Genomic DNA, 16,256 nt, shown 5'->3' with positions numbered 1-16,256 from the left:
GGGTTCAAAAACAAGTTAACTTCTTGAGACACACGGCTTTCTTTATATAGTAGAAAAAAAAGAGGGTCAGCTCACGCCAACCCCCTTCTTACATATTCGCCATTAAACGTTTGGCAATTTGTTGATACTCATCTGGTCCAATTCCTGGAGCGAATTCTTCTGGAAGATCATCGAGATCAGGAATCGGGCCACCTTTAGGCGTGCCATCTTGCACCACAAGTGGCTGACCGTTACTCGGATTTTCGCCTTTCCAGATGGACCGAATATCTTTATACTCCCCGTCATCATTCCATGTAAATAATACGTTGCCTAAACCTTGATCTTCAAATTTTCGTGCGTGATCAAATGAACGGTTATCTAAATTTGGAATTGGGAGCATCTTTGTCAAATCAACGCCTGTGGCCATTTCTATAGCCTTCGCATAAGCAAGGACATGTGTACCACCCCGTACCAATAAATACCCAATCATTTCTCTAGCTGTTTCGTGACTGGTCATTTCATAGACACGCATTTTATGTGTTCTTGCTCCACATTCCAAAAAGAAATTATGCAATAGATCCAACACTAAGTTTCCACTGGAAAACACATGATCTCCGCGCCAAGGATTACCCATGGAATCCCCCGCCATTGAAGTTTGTGCGGTTGCTATGAGAGCATACGTATTGCGTAAATCTTTGCCATTTTGTAATGGAGTTACATTCGGATCACCAGCAAAAGAGATGCCCCTGTTCAAAATATTAATGGTGTTGGAAACCAGTTCGACATGACCAAATTCCTCCGCTGTAATGCTTGCGACTAAATCATAAAAGGGCTTAAATTTTGTTTTTTGACGGAAATTGAATGATTGATACATATAGTTATTTAATGTCGACATTTCACCAAATTTACCACCAAGAAGTTCCTGCACCGCCGCAGCGGCATTTGCATCCCCATACTCAGGTATTGGCAGATCAATCTGTAACTTATTTATACGCTTAAACATGGAATCTCCTTCTCTCATTTATTATCGCTCAATAAATTTGACCCTTCATAGTTATGAAGGGAATTAAATGTATATGATCATTTAACCTTTATAAGTTGACGGAGATACCCATATAATTTGTTGTGTACGTATAAAAAATGGAGTTTTATTCGTTTCGACCACAATGTGGTCTGGCAACACCTGACTAAGAACCCCTTGCACTACACTATTATTCGATAACTGTACAACAATTTTCTCTCCAATAATTGACGTTAACGTTTGATACACATATGGATCGTAACTGCTAACGTACTCTACCGATTGCTGTGGTTGATCATTCATTCCTGTCACACTCCTTCTAATCAATAGTCCTAGTGTATGGAAGAATAAACAGAATTGTGAATGCATGGCAACTCGTTGAATTGTCCTTTTAAATAAACCTTGCAAGCAAAGGAACGAAGGTTAAAAACGCACTTCCTGCGATCGCAAGCCTTAGCCTCGCAAGTAATGTGTTTTTCATTCTTGTTAAGAACATGCAGTAAGCGGAAATATACGATAATAGCAGGACCATTCAATTTAAGTAAGTAACACTACAATTACAAACCAAAACTTATTTTATATTATTTTGGATAACCGGTTTCCAGTCCGCTTCGGACGCTTTACTTACTGCACAATAATCTAAAGAAAAAAGAGTTGGGCTTGTGACTGCGTCACTTCACCCAACTCTTTTTATAGATCATCCTGCTGCGGGAATTCGTCCTTCGCTCCCTTTCAACCTGAACGCACACAGTACCTTTAGTTTGGTTAACTAGAGAATAGAAGTTTTCTTTAAGTATATATTCGGCCGAAGATACTATTTCGTCCTCTTTCTGCTTCATTATATTAAAACCAAACGAAAAGTACATTTGCGATTAGCATGCCGCATGAGCGTGAAGAATGAGACCTACTTTTATAAGTTTGTAATATGGGATTGTGGGGTGTAGGTATTCCCATTTATTTTAATTTATTCTCACTGGCGAGTGATTTATTCCCATTCACGTGCTGTTTATAAAGCTAGTCTTAAAATTGTACACTCCTCAAAAACAATTCCCTTTTGATCATTTTTTCCATATTTTCAATACAGGCTCAGGAGGAACATGCTACATGATCAAATGAACGATAAACAACAATTCGGGATAACAGTTAATAGGAAATTATTGATTCACATTCGATTAGCTTCAATTTCAGCTATTTTCTTCAATTCATTTGCACGAGATACTAAAAAATTTTTCATATACTTTTCCAAAAACACCTTATCGGCTAGTTGTCCGATGATGCCCAATGGAGATTTATACTCAAAGATATCCTTCATCATGGTTCCTCTGCTATGTTCAATAAATTCGTGTGTATGTGAAAAAGAATGAAAAGCCCCTTTTACCATGACATCCGTAAATGCATGTGGCTTTGTCATCTCCGAAATCTTAGCTGTTAATCTTTGTCTCACGCCAAAATGAATGGCCTCCCACGTAACTTCATCACCTTTCTTGAGTAACCCAGTGGTAATTCCGCCAACTGCTCGTTCCTGCGTTTGAGATGTCGTTTTTATGTGTATTTCCACATTGCGGGCAAAATCGAAACACATACCGATTGGAGCTTTTACGTAAGTTTCTAGTATGATGATAGGCATCCTGTGACACTCCTCCAATCGTATTACACTTAAAATCCCATTGTATTAGTACTCTTAAACCTATGAAGCAAAATCAGTTAAACCGAACTTTTCATTAACGATCCAACTTGTCAGTCTCTCAGTAAGTGGTTTTGTTCTCTGCCTGAAGACGGATTTTGCTCAGTTTTGTGAATCTCTAAAACTTCAATTGTTCTCTAGAATTCCTAATGTTATAATAACAAACATTCAAACTATTTCGACATTCGAAAGGAGATTTTTATGAAAAATCAATTATATGAAAAACTGGATGTGGCATTTGAGGAGATGCAAGTCATTCGCAGATATCTACATATGCATCCAGAAGTATCCTTTCAAGAAACCAATACAGCAAAATATATACAAGATTATTACGCACAACTAGGCATTGATTTTACTCCAAATGTTGGTGGAAATGGTGTAGTTGCACGTGTAAAAGGTGCTTTACCAGGTAAAACTGTGGCGTTGCGCGCAGATTTTGATGCCTTACCCATCCAAGATGAAAAAGATGTAGAGTACAAATCAACGGTTGCCGGTGTTATGCATGCATGTGGGCACGATGGTCATACCGCTACGTTATTGGTGCTTGGAAAAACATTGCATGAAATGCGAGAACAACTTTCTGGTGAATATGTTCTGATTCATCAACATGCAGAAGAGTACGCTCCAGGTGGGGCAAAACCGATGATCGAAGCAGGTTGTTTAGAAGGTGTCGATGCCATTTTTGGAACCCATTTGTGGTCATTAACCCCTGCAGGAACTATTGAATATCGCGTTGGACCTGTTATGGCTGCAGCTGATCGATTCGAAATCACCATTCAAGGTCGCGGTGGCCACGGCGCTAGTCCACACCAAACAAAAGATTCCATCGTTATTGGTGCTCAGCTCGTCACAAGCTTACAACAAATTGTATCTCGAAGAGTTAGTCCTGTTGAATCGGCTGTATTATCTGTTGGATCATTCGTAGCACAAAACGCCTTTAATGTAATTGCAGATTCAGCGAAGTTAATCGGTACCGTTCGCACATTCAACCCTGAAGTGCGTGACTTAATTGAAAAAGAAATGGATCGTGTTATTCAAGGTACATGTCTTGCGAATGATTGCACATATGAGTTCTTATTCGAACGCGGCTATAACGCAGTGGTAAACCATGAAGCTGAAACACAGTTCCTTAAAGAAGTAGCGGAACAAGTTCCAGGCATTAACGAAGTTCGGGAGTCTGAACAACATATGGGTGGCGAAGATTTTGCTTACTACTTAGAAAAGGTGCCTGGCACATTCTTCTTTACAGGAGCACAGCCTAAAGGCGAAGTCTTCCCCCATCATCATCCAAAGTTTGATTTTGACGAAAGCGCTATGTTAGTCGCAGCGAAAACGTTAGGTGCAGCAGTTGTCGATTATCAAGAAGTAAAATAATAATTAACCCGACATCCTGTATATGGTGTCGGGTTTTGTTTTTTTACTATTTAAGCTACTTCTCAATTGCAGAAGTAGCTTTTTCTTTATGGATAATGAATCATCGTATCGATTTCCGAATAAATGATGGACTTAGGCATATTATTTAAAACAACTGTGTAATCGGGGGATGCAAATGCAAAGGGCTAATAAAGGAGTATTACTAATAGGTTTCGTCTTGTTTGCCATTGTCATATTGGTTTTTATCCTATCGTCTTTGTCATCTGAATCTGACCAGGATCTTTATCTTCGTGATGTGCAAGAGGTTGAAACTGTCACCAGCAAACTGATTGATTCAAACTTTCAACAGGAGCTCATTACTGAATTGAAAAACGAGGGGTATAAACCTACCGGCAGTATTGCCTACACGATTTATAGTATGGATGAAAAAGAACTCACGATCGTTCTACATGGAATCGATACAAGTCGAAAAAAAGCTGAAAAATATATTCAGCAGTTAACGAATCAACTTTCTACTTCTTCAGGTCTAGGTACATTTGAAGTTAAAGTTTTGGAAGATAAGGATTAGGCTCCAAAAAATCAAGGTACGTAAAAATTGGTTGAAAGGATGTTTTGATGGACTTTCCAGTTGCAATTGGCTACAAATCACTTCAAAAGCAAAAGCCAAAAGTTAACGTTTATTTTCCATTTGTAATAGGTCTAGCTAATCCTCAGGCGGAAATGAAGATAAACTCTGCTATAGTTTCTACGATAAATAAAACAATGATTGAGCTTGGATATCACGATTCAAGCCTTATAGAGATGGTTGGACAATTTGAAATCAAAACAAATGAAAGAAATATTTTAAGCTTAACCCTAACTGTTTATGCTTTTACAGGTGGCGCACACGGAATGACCATTGTTAAATCTTTAACGTTTGATGTTACAACAGGCAAACAGTATGAATTAAAGGACTTATTCAAGCCTGACAGTAATTATGTCACCGTTTTATCGTCCATTATTGAACAGAAAATTAAAGACTGGGAAATCCAACTCCTTGGAGAGTTTACATCAATAAGACCTGATCAAGATTTCTACCTTGCCGACCATTCACTGGTTATCTATTTCCAACTGTATGAAATTACACCATACGTTTGGGGATTCCCATACTTCCCTATTCCCATCCTCGACATTCAAGAAATTATCCAACCAAATGGACCGCTCGAAAAATTATTGCCTTTTTGAAGCCATCAATTAAAAATGGTCTCATAACCCTAAATCTACAGGGGTATGAGACCATTTACTTATTTACTCATCTTTAAGGTAATCTCACTAACAATTAAAACAACAATCGGCAATGCATATAAACTCACTTGTTCTACTCCTACTATCACGACAGTCACTAGTACAATCAAAGCTTGCAAAACTTGCACAACACGTACCAGTTTTAGAATACCTTTACTCCTAGCATTTTCATCAATTGGGAAAAGCATATCCATTCTGAATTCACTGGATGCTGACAGTGCTTGCTTGATTTGAATTGCAGAAGCAAATGACAACGCACCAACAAAAATCATGACAACTATTGGAATACCAATGAATGCTGCACCTAAAGCTGACAGTAAAGTTAAACGCAACCATAAGTAAAACGTGTCATCCGTTCGCACGAAAGTTCTGAACACCAAATAGTCTTGAGCATTTTTCTGATGACTTGGCACTAATCGGTATAAGATATTAAGCCAAGCACGACGGTGAATGCTTCCTTGAATATGAGGAACATCAGTAAAATAATTTGCGAATCGATAAAAACGTAACATCCGATTTTGTTCCACTTCGACAAAGTGTTCATAAGGAAAAGGTTGTCCTTTTAATTGACGAGTCCACGAAATGTAATAAAATACAATAGGAATTATCAGTAACACAATATAAAGCGGATTCATCGTGAACGCACCAGCAAGTACAGCGATAGATACTAAAGTACGAACAATGCGATCGCCCCATATCCCTTGTCCACGATTGGCCCATCTAAATGCAAATTCGACTTGCACGTTCCACCATTTCATTAGCAATATAAGGATAAATACAAAACCTAGTGTTTTTGGTTGAACTTTACTTACTTGACTCAATAAAGGGAGTGCCACAATAAATGGCACGACCACGATAAAAAGTTGTGACCAAAACGTCCAGGATAATGCTTTTTTCATATATGTCATTAATTTCGTTTCAAGTGGAAGTAGGTACACTTGGTCTGGTTCACGAATTAAAGTTGTAGGTATACTAAACGCAAGAAAAACGCCGATAATTGCCGCTACTAACCATGTACCTGGAAAATCACTTGGTACTGTTTTCAACCATTCACTATATTGATAGCCACCTGCTCCAAGGACGAACACAATGACAATTGCAAGATGACCGGTGAATACATATTTCAAGTATTTTTGAAGTTCGTTTACGTAATGAAGAAAACGTATACGCCATACGTCATGCAGGTTCTTCATTGTCTCGCTCCTTAGTCATCGCGATGTACAAGTCATCAAGAGTAGCTAGTGGCATGTTAAATGCTACTCGTAAATCGTTCATTGTCCCTTGTGCCCGAATTCGACCATTGTGCAATAACAAAATGCGGTCGCAATACCGTTCCGCCGTTGATAAAATATGGGTTGACATGAGGACGGAAGCTCCAGCGAGTTTCTTTTCATTCATTTGATCAAGCAATGATTGAATTCCAAGTGGATCAAGTCCGACAAATGGCTCATCGATTATATATAAAGAAGGATTTACTAAGAATGCACACATGATCATAACTTTTTGACGCATTCCTTTTGAAAAGTGTGAGGGAAACCAATTTAAGCGTTTCTCCATACGAAACTCTTTTAATAGAACTTCGGAGCGAGCAGCTAATGTTGCTTCATCTAAACCATACGCCATAGCTGTAAGTTCCAAATGTTCCTTTAAAGTTAATTCATCATACAATACAGGTGTTTCAGGAATATAGGAAAACGCAGAACGGTAAGCGTCCATGTCTTCTTCCATGGTCACTTCGTTTAATCGGATCTCTCCATTTTTAGGATTCATTAAACCGATGATATGTTTGATTGTTGTACTTTTCCCTGCCCCATTTAGTCCAATGAGACCGACTAATTCACCGGGTGCAATGGAAAAAGATAAATCATGAATGATTGGTTTACGTGTATAACCACCTGTAACTCCACTTACTTCTAATACGTTCATCAGATGCACCCCTTTTATTCTATATCTTAACAAAAAAATCACGGATTGGCTTATGACTGGCTACTTCAATTTATGATAAACTTGGAACCATATCATGAAAGGACGTGACCGCAATGAATGATTGTTTGTTTTGTAAAATTGTAGACGGTTCGATTCCAAGTACAAAAGTGTATGAAGATGAACATGTGTTAGCCTTTATGGATATTATGCCCCTAACCAAAGGTCATACATTGTTAATTCCCAAGAAACATCATGAGAATGTCTATGACATGACTTCGGAGGAGGCTGGACAACTATTTTCCGTTGCACCTAAAATTGCTGATTCCCTTAAAGCGTCATTCCAACCAGTTGGTTTAAATTTACTAAATAACAACGGTGCCCCTGCTGGACAAAGTGTTTTCCATTTCCATCTTCATTTTATTCCAAGATACGATCAAACGGATGGATTTAAAGCTGCGTGGCAAACAAAAGAAAAACAGTACACGAGTGAAATGTTTGCTGAGTATGCTGAACAAATCCGCTTGAATCTAAGCAAGTAATCTTGCATTTATCTATATAAGACTGTAAAATCATAAATAAGTTTCTCGCTGTCGATCACAGGATACGCCAGGAGAATCTAAAAATTACATTAGAATAGTTGAGGAGAGATGAGCAAATGAATACAAAGAATTTAGTTTTAATGTCCCTATTAGTTAGTATAGGAGCTGCGTTGTACCTAGTTATCCCAGGTTTTAATGGTGGGATGAAACCCGACTTTATGTTAACGATGATGTTTATCGGGATTTTACTATTTCCAAAAGCGTCACATGTCTTTTTATTAGCAATAACTACGGGCGTTATATCTGGACTGTTTTCAACTTTCCCAGCAGGATTTATTCCTAACGTCGTCGATAAATTTATTACAGCATTTGTATTTTTTGCAGTGGTTGTGGCGTTGAAACATTTAACAACTAAACTTCCTGTTGCAGTAGTACTTACAGCAATCGGCACATTGTTTTCAGGCGTTATTTTCTTATCCGTTGCGATTTTCGTGCTCGGTGTAGACTTACCGTTTGGCGGCCTAGTAATCGGTGTTGTACTGCCCACTGTTGCATTGAATTCCATCGCATTTTTCTTTATTTTCCCGATTGTAACTCAGTTGGTGAAAAGATCGAAATTCGAAACAGCACTTTCAAACTAAATATATGTGGTCTGCCAGAAATGGCAGGCCACTTTTTTTCGAAATATAAGAAAGTATATATTTTTTTAGCTACACCTTTGAACTGGGAGAAGCTATGTCTAGCTCTCTTCCCCTTTATGGAGTCAGAGAGACGATAAGCCTTTCATTCTTCCTGCGCTGGTGTCGAGCTAGAAGGTGCTTTGCGCTTTTCTTATTACACCTCCGTTTTTAAAGCTTAAATGTTACTTTTCGGTGTCTTTCTACTACCAGCGGAACCGAGTTAACATCGTGCTTTTTGCTTTTCGTGTTGTCTTAGCTTGTCCAACATGTTTTAATTAATTGAAATGAAGGAATAGTATACATATATATATGAAGGGAGTGCGTCTAAAATGAAAGCATCTACATTTTTTATTGGTTTAGTAACAGGTGTTGTCGCAGGATCAGCAGCTGCCTTATTCTCTACTCCTCAATCTGGAAGTAACTTACGTTCTAATGTCAAAACGGCATCATCTGATTGGAAAGAAAAATTATCTGAAGTGAAATTTCAAATAAGTGATTTAAAACAATCGATTGCCCGCTTAACTAAAGAAGCAAAAACGGAAGTTCCACAAACGATTGATGAACTAAAGCAGTCTGTTCAAAAGTGGCAGAATCAAACCGGACCGATTCAAGAAAACTTGCAAAATGAAATATCTTCAATCCAAATGGCTATGGAAGAATTAGAAAAATCGATAGCAAATCATCAGAAGACTCCTTCACAAACAAACTGAAGATGTACAAAACTGCCCTACAAAATATTGTAGGGCAGTTTTTTTATAGCTATTTTGATCAATCAAACTATCTTACTATCTATAAAAATTGTTTTCTTTTGTTTTAAATAACATCCTCATCTCTATAAATATAGAAAAAAAGCTATTGTCATCATAATATTTTAAAAATTCTAACTATGCAGACCTTTACTTTTTTGCTATAATGATAAAAATAGATTTTTGCGGAAGAAGGTGAAGACATGTCTGAACAAATGTATACAATGAAAGAAGCCATGCTCTACAGTCAGAGGATTGCACAGCTGTCAAAAGCACTTTGGAAAGCCGTGGAAAAAGATTGGCAACAGTGGATAAAACCTTATAATTTGAATATTAATGAACATCATATCTTATGGATTTCTTACCATTTAAAAGGTGCTTCGATTTCAGATGTTGCAAAATTTGGTGTGATGCATGTGTCTACTGCATTCAATTTTTCCAAAAAGTTAGAAGAGCGCGGTCTGCTATCATTTTCAAAACGAGAAGATGATAAACGAAATACATATGTTGAACTGACAGAACAAGGCGAAGAATTATTAATGAATATGATCGAACATTACCATGACTCTCAACATTCCGTTATCGAAGGTTCACTTCCTCTTAAAGATTTATACGGAAGGTTTCCAGAGTTTATGGAAGTAATGGCTGTGATTCGAAATATTTATGGAGACGACTTCATGGAAATATTTGAACACTCGTTCAAGAACATAGATAAAAGCTTCGATGAAAAGATAGGAAACATCAAACCTACCGTAGTAGATAAAAGCTAGTTATATCAACGCTTGAAAACGCTATCTAAAATGTAATATTTGCAAACTTGCTTTTTTAAGCAAAACATCGTAATGTATGTATCTGCAAGCATATTATTTTATTATAGGAGATGCATACTTTGCACTGCTGGAAAACTATTAACGTAAAAAAACAATACGGCTTCGATCGTATTTTCATGTTGTCATCATTACTCGTCCTTGCCGTATTCTCTTTTTTCTATGTGATGCTTGAAATTTTACACGACAACCCTCTTTCTGATGAAAGATTTATGGTTTTTTTAATAAGTTTTATCTTATTGTATCCAACACATAAAGCAATTCATTTTCTACCGTTAATTCGTTATCGCAATCGAATTCGCTTCTCTTTAAAAACACAATTTGGTTTTATGCCAATTTTAGCGATTCGTATTAAAGAGCCAGTACCAAAAGCACTTTTCTTATTCGCTTTACTTGCTCCATTTTTTATCATAAACAGTATTTTGATTGCTGGTGCATTTATGTATCCAGAATTCGGACATTACTTTACAATGTTACTCGCATACCATTGTGGTCTTTGTCTAATTGATTTGTTATATATTAAGAATCTTGCTCGCTCTCCTAAAAAAGCGTTGATTGAAGAAACAGAAACTGGATATGAAATATTAATACCCCCTATCATCTAGTCGCTTTACTGTTCTTTTTCTTGCGATTTTGATATGATTGTGTAGATTGGCAGAGGGGAGGAATAAACGTGATTATCACAATAGTAGTGTTATTCTCGATTGTGTATTTATTCCAAATTAACCGCATGACCTACGCGTTATGTGCACAACGAGAAATTCCTGAAGAAAAGCAAAATAAGATTTTCAGAACCATAAATGTATTAGTAACAATTTTACTTGTTTCGTTTTATGTAGAAATATTATTTACCGCATAAAAAAGTCCATTCGCCTTTTCCAGGCAAATGGACTTTTTCTTTTTCACAATAGTATTTTTGGTAAGAAACTCCTTTTTATGAAGAGTCTTTCCGTTCAGTTTCAAGCGCACAGTTTTAACCTAATTAGCGCTTTTCAACTAACTTCGTTAGCACAAGAACGCTGCACCTACGATAATTAACAAGATAAATAGGACGACAATTAACGCAAAGCTGGATTGTTGATGATGTTCACCACTCACTTCGCACACCCCCTCTCTCTTTGTTAGAATATGCTTTGTCGTTTGTCATCTGTAGGCAAAAATGGGAACCATTTTTGTTTTTTCATCGTTTATGGTATAGTAACTACTGCATCAAGAAGAGAGTTAGGAGCGATTTCCCATGAAAAAATCAGTATTGACATTGACATTAGCAGCATCAGTTTTAGCATTATCAGCTTGTAGCGGCGACTCGGCATCTAAGGATTCAACTACAATTGTCACGTCTAAAGCTGGCGATATTACAAAAAATGAATTATATGAAGAAATGAAACAGTCTGTTGGTAAACAAGCACTTCAAGTATTAATTATCGAAAAAGTATTGGCTTCAGAATATGAAGTATCAGACAAAGAAGTAACTGCTCAATTCGATAAAGAGAAAAAAGAAATGGGCGAGGGATTCCCACAGTATCTTGAGCAACAAGGTCAAACGGAAGAAGGATATAAAAAATACATCCGTTTGAATTTATTGCAAGAAAAAGCTTTGACTGAAGGAATTGAAGTTTCAGATAAAGAAATTGAAACTCAATATAACAACATGAAAACAGAATTAAATGCACGTCATGTTTTAGTTGCTGATGAAGCAACAGCTAAAGAAGTTAAAGCTAAGCTGGATAGCGGCGCTGACTTTGCTGAAGTAGCAAAAGAATACTCTACAGAGCAAGCTGCACAAGAATCAGGTGGCGAACTTGGTTGGTTCACTTCAGACAAAATGGTAAAAGAATTTTCTGATGCTGCTCTAGCTTTAGAACTTAACACAATTAGTGAACCAGTTAAATCAGAATTCGGATTTCATATAATTGAAGTTACTGAAAAACGTGAGGCAGATATTGGCACATTAGAAGAAAATAAAGAAGAACTTACGAAAACACTTAAAATGCAAAAAGCAGATACTAGTACATTATTACCAAAAGTATCAAAATTAATGAACGACGCTGACATCAAGATTAAAGATGAAGACTTGAAAGACGCAATCGATCAAATCTTAAACCCTGAACCAGCAGAACCTGCTGCGGCAGAATAAGAGATACTTTAAAGGCGCTCCCATAAATGGGAGTGCCTTTTTATGATTATTATATTTAGGTTTTCGCATCGGTGTCGCCCTACCATGCCCCGCTATGCTTTTCTTACTGTCTAGCTCCGCGGCGCAGGCCGCACCTAAGCTTCAGATTCTCAATCGGAAACAAGTTCCCGTTTCGAATCTTCCAGCGCCGGTGTCGCCCTAACATGCCCCGCTGTGCTTTTCTTACTCAAATGTTGGTTTATAGAATGAACGATTGTCTAGTGGGAATAATCGCTCAGAGAATTCACCAGGATTCGTTTTATTTAACGCACGGTCTAGCATGTTCATCTTCGCATCAATATTATCGATGTAGTGAAGCATTTCAGCTTCTCGTAACATTGGCTTTTTAGGACTTCCCCACTCTTCTTTGCCGTGATGCGATAGCACCATGTGTTGAAGAAGCATGACCTCTTCTCCTTCAATTTGCAATTCTTCTGCCGCTTTTGAAATTTCATTAACCATAATCGTAATATGACCGAGTAAATTACCTTCAATCGTATAAGAAGTTGCAATCGGACCAGATAACTCTGTTACTTTTCCTACATCATGTAAAATGATGCCTGCATAGAGTAAATCTTTATTAATTGATGGATACAAATCACATAATGACTTCCCTAGTTTTAACATCGATACAACATGATCGATTAACCCAGAAACATAATCATGATGATTTTTAGTAGCTGCTGGGTAGGTCATGATGGCAGCCTGATGTTTTTTCAATAAGTGTCGAGTAATTCGTTGAATGGCCGGATTCTTCATTTCGAAGAAAAATTGCATTAATTCCTCAAACAAGACTTCTTTCGGCTTTTCAGCGGCGGGTACTAAATCCGCTAACGATATACCTTCATCTTCTTTCACAACTCGGATACTCTTAATTCGCAATTGGTTTTTGCCTCTATAATGTTGAATTTCTCCGCCTACTCGGACAATAGCTTCCGCATGATATAGCGTTTCATGTTCTTCTGTTGTATCCCACAATTTCGCTTCAATATCTCCACTCTTATCTTGTAGAATGAGTGTCATAAATCGATTTCCAGTAGTGGTAAATGCTTTAGTAGATTGTTTAATTAATAGAAAGTGATCTACTGCCTCTCCTACTGCTATTTCTGTAATACGTTTCATATAAATGGCACACTCCTTTCTTTTTGCAATGCTGCAACATCAATGACGTGCGCATGCGGCCAAATCGTTGTCATATCTTCATGGCATGTGAAGTATAAGAACTGATGATTGATTTCTAAATCTGTCATTAATTGTACCATTTGTTTAACTCGAAAACGATCGAAATGGACAAAAGGATCATCCATAACTACTGGCAGCGGTATTGAGTTTACTAGAGATTCCGCCAATGCAAATCGCAATGAAATATATGCCTGTTCTTTCGTTGCTTGGCTTAGTTCAGCAATTCTGAAACGTATGCCCTGTGGATTAACCGCTTCAAAGATCCCATCTTCATTTACTTCAAGTGAATCATATCGACCATTCGTTAAATGGTTAAAGAATTGTTGTGCTTGATTTAGAACAAATGGCAGACGTTTCTCTTTTAAGTCATACATAGTTTGATTAATAGCTTCCGTTATGGCTTTGTTGACAGACCATTTATGAGCAAGTTCTGCGAGTTCCGCTTTCTTTTGTTCAAATTGTTGTAGGGACTGACCGTAGCTTTCATCACTCAACATAGAACTCGTTTGCTGTTTTAAAGAAGCTTTTTCCTCATATAATTCGTTACGATTCTCTAACAGATTAGTTAATTCCATATCAAGTTGTTCTGCAGACAATAGAAGGTTTTGCTCAACTTCATTAGCTAAATCTATTTTTCCTATGGAATCTAACTGTGCATTTATCGCCAGCAAATTATGTTGTACAGATTGTTTTTCTCTAAATGCGTTATCCGCTTCATAAAATGCGGATTCATTATTTACTTGAGCTTCACTCCATAGTACTAGAATCTCATTTGACATCGCCTCAAATAATTGTTGTTTCTCGTTCATTTGTGTAACCCATTCTTTTTGCTTAATCTGTGCATTTCCATGCTCTTTTTGGTTCTCTTTATGAGAAGTAGAAACATCTCTTAAATGACTATAAGCCGTTTCTATGGACAGAGATTTAGATGTTACATCTTCTATTCTAAGAAGCCTTTCATGGATTTGATCCCCAATCGTTTGAAGCTCTTGCGATTTTCGGGAAATCAACTGGTGCATTTCTTGAATTTGACGAATGCGTTTGAAAAGCTCGGGAAACAATTGTGTCTGTATCAATCCATCAAACCCGTTAAGCTTTAGAAATTCGTTGAGTGTCTGTTTTGCTTCTTCACGTTTTAGATTAGAAGCTAGTAAATTCTCTTCGATCTTCATAGTCATTTGTAGTCTGTCTTGATGTTGCTCAGTAAGCTGTAAAAGTCGATCGTTATATAATCGTAGACGTTCAGCTAGTTGTTCAGTCATTGACAGTTGCTGTTCAAGTTTCACAATTTCTACGCCATAATCATTGGATTGTTTTTCTACAGGAGGTTGATTCATGTTCTTCAATAAAACAAAGACGACTGCCGCTAAAAGGATACCCCCAATTGCGATGCCCCAGTTGCTGAAAGAAATAGCTCCAATTATAGAAGCAAGTAAGATAAGCGTACTCACCAGAAAATGCGTATTTGTCTTTTTGGTTATTGGCTCTGTCTCAATTTGTTGACGTGCTTTAAGTTCTGCCATTTGACGAATCAAATAGTTCAGTTTCCCAACCTGTTGTCGATCTGCTTCACTTGGCGAGGATGATTTAAGTTGACTAAGCTTTCTGTCGACTTCTTCATTTTCAATTTGCGATCGTTCGCTGCTTTGCATGTCAAAACGAATGGTTTCTTCCGCTTGTTGCAAACGGTGCATGACTTGTTGAAAGTACTCTTCTTTTTGGAGAGAAACATTCATTTCCATTACTTGTTTAAAATGATTTTCGGTCTTAATACCGAGCAATCGAGCTTGTTGCTGCATGTCTAGTTTAGATTGCTCTAGTTCATTTGTTAACTGTTGCTTGCGAAGATTCCAATGATGCCACTCTGTTTCTTTTGACAACAATTCGTCCATTTCTTTAAATCGATTAAAGGAGGAGGTATCATTCATTTTTTGCTTTACTTGCAGGATAGCTTGTTGAAGTTGTTCAATTTGTATGTGAAGCTCTTGGACACGATCTTTTAAAGTTTCATATCGTCGGATTCCCTCTGCCGGAAATGACTGTTGCTCTATTGCTGAAATCTTACCTTCTAGTTGTATTTGTTGCTCTAGCAAAGGTTTTGCTTGGCGGTACTTGGCCAGTTGTTCATTCCGTTTTTGAAGTTGATTTTCTTTTGTTTTCAAGATTTCAAGTTGCTGATCCACTTCAGTAATGCGTAAAATAGCAGGCTCATACTGGTCAATTTTCATTCTAGCTTCTTTTAAAGATTGCTCGAGTGCACGGATTTCTTCTATCTTGACGTTCATTTCCGGGATTTTTCCAGACTTTTTAAATAAGGAATTCATTTCTTTTGTCGCACGTTGTTCAAGTTTTGTAATTGCTTCAACGCCAGTGGTACCCGAAGCAAGGAGAGTTCTGCTTAATTCTTCTTCGGTCATTTTGTCAAAGTTTTGCAACTGATGAATAGAGAATGAGAAAATCGATTCAAACGATACTCGATCATATCGATATAGAACTTTTTTCAACGCATCTTCTTCGCCTCGTGTCCCGTCTTCAAAGTAAACTGTTACATCTCCTGCTGATTTTCCTTTGACACGTTCAATTACTACTTTTCCGAATTCCGGATGTACCATATGAACTTGTCCACCGTGTCTACCTCCGCCTTTAGGCTCGTATCTAAGTAAACCTTGATTTCGAAGTGGGAAACCAAACAGTACTGATAACAAGAACTGTTGAATGGTTGTTTTGCCTGCTTCATTCAATCCGAAAAATACATTTATCCCATCTTTTAGTGCTATCGTAATATCTTCGTGTTGACCAAAACCAAAAATCACAAGTTTTTGTATATGCATATGTGGC

General features: G+C 37.4%; 18 protein-coding genes. 10 read left to right on the top strand and 8 right to left on the bottom strand.

The window, feature by feature from the left end:
• Nucleotides 1-88: 88 nt before the first annotated feature.
• The 3 genes from ACFPYN_RS07935 to ACFPYN_RS07925 form a co-directional block, all read right to left on the bottom strand.
• Complete coding sequence (locus ACFPYN_RS07935; protein WP_377733427.1) at nucleotides 89-982, bottom strand: manganese catalase family protein; 894 nt, start codon at nucleotides 980-982, stop codon at nucleotides 89-91.
• 81 nt (nucleotides 983-1,063) lie between these two features.
• Entirely contained in the window at nucleotides 1,064-1,303 is a 240-nt protein-coding gene (locus tag ACFPYN_RS07930; RefSeq protein ID WP_377733426.1) for a YuzF family protein, read from the bottom strand.
• A gap of 859 nt (nucleotides 1,304-2,162) precedes the next feature.
• Nucleotides 2,163-2,627, bottom strand: a complete 465-nt coding sequence (locus ACFPYN_RS07925) for an SRPBCC family protein (protein ID WP_377733425.1) — start codon at nucleotides 2,625-2,627, stop codon at nucleotides 2,163-2,165.
• A 258-nt stretch (nucleotides 2,628-2,885) separates the two neighbouring features.
• Here ACFPYN_RS07925 and ACFPYN_RS07920 point away from each other — a divergent pair, with 258 nt between their 5' ends.
• From ACFPYN_RS07920 to ACFPYN_RS07910, 3 genes are all read left to right on the top strand, one after another.
• Nucleotides 2,886-4,058, top strand: coding sequence for a M20 family metallopeptidase (locus ACFPYN_RS07920; protein ID WP_377733424.1), 1,173 nt, complete (start codon nucleotides 2,886-2,888; stop codon nucleotides 4,056-4,058).
• A gap of 175 nt (nucleotides 4,059-4,233) precedes the next feature.
• Nucleotides 4,234-4,626: a hypothetical protein gene (locus tag ACFPYN_RS07915; protein ID WP_377733423.1), complete on the top strand. Its 393-nt coding sequence runs from the start codon at nucleotides 4,234-4,236 to the stop codon at nucleotides 4,624-4,626.
• Nucleotides 4,627-4,673: 47 nt separating this feature from the next.
• Complete coding sequence (locus ACFPYN_RS07910; protein WP_377733422.1) at nucleotides 4,674-5,282, top strand: DUF3298 and DUF4163 domain-containing protein; 609 nt, start codon at nucleotides 4,674-4,676, stop codon at nucleotides 5,280-5,282.
• 59 nt (nucleotides 5,283-5,341) lie between these two features.
• Here the strand turns inward: ACFPYN_RS07910 and ACFPYN_RS07905 are convergent, their stop codons facing one another.
• Nucleotides 5,342-6,535 carry an ABC transporter permease gene (locus tag ACFPYN_RS07905; RefSeq protein ID WP_377733421.1) on the bottom strand — a complete coding sequence of 398 codons (1,194 nt, stop codon included), beginning with the start codon at nucleotides 6,533-6,535 and terminating at the stop codon, nucleotides 5,342-5,344.
• Nucleotides 6,519-7,268, bottom strand: a complete 750-nt coding sequence (locus ACFPYN_RS07900; protein ID WP_377733420.1) for an ABC transporter ATP-binding protein — start codon at nucleotides 7,266-7,268, stop codon at nucleotides 6,519-6,521. The genes ACFPYN_RS07905 and ACFPYN_RS07900 overlap by 17 nt, the downstream gene beginning before the upstream one ends.
• A gap of 113 nt (nucleotides 7,269-7,381) precedes the next feature.
• On the opposite strand from ACFPYN_RS07900, the gene ACFPYN_RS07895 reads away from it, so the two are divergent.
• The 6 genes from ACFPYN_RS07895 (at nucleotide 7,382) to ACFPYN_RS07870 (ending at nucleotide 10,919) form a co-directional block, all read left to right on the top strand.
• Complete coding sequence (locus tag ACFPYN_RS07895) at nucleotides 7,382-7,807, top strand: HIT family protein (RefSeq protein ID WP_377733419.1); 426 nt, start codon at nucleotides 7,382-7,384, stop codon at nucleotides 7,805-7,807.
• 116 nt (nucleotides 7,808-7,923) lie between these two features.
• Nucleotides 7,924-8,448: a tryptophan transporter gene (locus ACFPYN_RS07890; protein WP_377733418.1), complete on the top strand. Its 525-nt coding sequence runs from the start codon at nucleotides 7,924-7,926 to the stop codon at nucleotides 8,446-8,448.
• 368 nt (nucleotides 8,449-8,816) lie between these two features.
• Nucleotides 8,817-9,197 carry a YtxH domain-containing protein gene (locus ACFPYN_RS07885; RefSeq protein WP_377733417.1) on the top strand — a complete coding sequence of 127 codons (381 nt, stop codon included), beginning with the start codon at nucleotides 8,817-8,819 and terminating at the stop codon, nucleotides 9,195-9,197.
• Nucleotides 9,198-9,436: 239 nt separating this feature from the next.
• Entirely contained in the window at nucleotides 9,437-10,003 is a 567-nt protein-coding gene (locus ACFPYN_RS07880) for an HTH-type transcriptional regulator Hpr (protein WP_377733416.1), read from the top strand.
• A gap of 119 nt (nucleotides 10,004-10,122) precedes the next feature.
• The gene (locus ACFPYN_RS07875; protein WP_377733415.1) at nucleotides 10,123-10,665 is read left to right on the top strand and encodes a DUF3267 domain-containing protein; all 543 of its coding nucleotides are present in this window, start codon (nucleotides 10,123-10,125) and stop codon (nucleotides 10,663-10,665) included.
• Between the two features lie 68 nt (nucleotides 10,666-10,733).
• The gene (locus tag ACFPYN_RS07870) at nucleotides 10,734-10,919 is read left to right on the top strand and encodes a hypothetical protein (protein ID WP_108585245.1); all 186 of its coding nucleotides are present in this window, start codon (nucleotides 10,734-10,736) and stop codon (nucleotides 10,917-10,919) included.
• Nucleotides 10,920-11,065: 146 nt separating this feature from the next.
• Here ACFPYN_RS07870 and ACFPYN_RS07865 read toward each other — a convergent pair whose 3' ends face one another.
• Entirely contained in the window at nucleotides 11,066-11,158 is a 93-nt protein-coding gene (locus tag ACFPYN_RS07865) for a YjcZ family sporulation protein (RefSeq protein WP_377733414.1), read from the bottom strand.
• Between the two features lie 139 nt (nucleotides 11,159-11,297).
• Here ACFPYN_RS07865 and ACFPYN_RS07860 point away from each other — a divergent pair, with 139 nt between their 5' ends.
• Nucleotides 11,298-12,197 (top strand): peptidylprolyl isomerase, encoded by a 900-nt coding sequence (locus ACFPYN_RS07860; protein ID WP_377733413.1) that lies wholly within the window; start codon nucleotides 11,298-11,300, stop codon nucleotides 12,195-12,197.
• A gap of 222 nt (nucleotides 12,198-12,419) precedes the next feature.
• Here the strand turns inward: ACFPYN_RS07860 and yhaM are convergent, their stop codons facing one another.
• Complete coding sequence (yhaM, locus tag ACFPYN_RS07855) at nucleotides 12,420-13,358, bottom strand: 3'-5' exoribonuclease YhaM (protein ID WP_377733412.1); 939 nt, start codon at nucleotides 13,356-13,358, stop codon at nucleotides 12,420-12,422.
• Entirely contained in the window at nucleotides 13,355-16,249 is a 2,895-nt protein-coding gene (locus ACFPYN_RS07850) for an ATP-binding protein (protein WP_377733411.1), read from the bottom strand. The genes yhaM and ACFPYN_RS07850 overlap by 4 nt, the downstream gene beginning before the upstream one ends.
• Nucleotides 16,250-16,256 lie beyond the last annotated feature (7 nt).

Source organism: Paenisporosarcina macmurdoensis, from assembly GCF_042658845.1.
Classification (GTDB): domain Bacteria; phylum Bacillota; class Bacilli; order Bacillales_A; family Planococcaceae; genus Paenisporosarcina; species Paenisporosarcina macmurdoensis.
The sequence above is the reverse complement of the archived record's forward strand: the minus strand, read 5'-3'. Positions and strand labels throughout refer to the sequence as shown.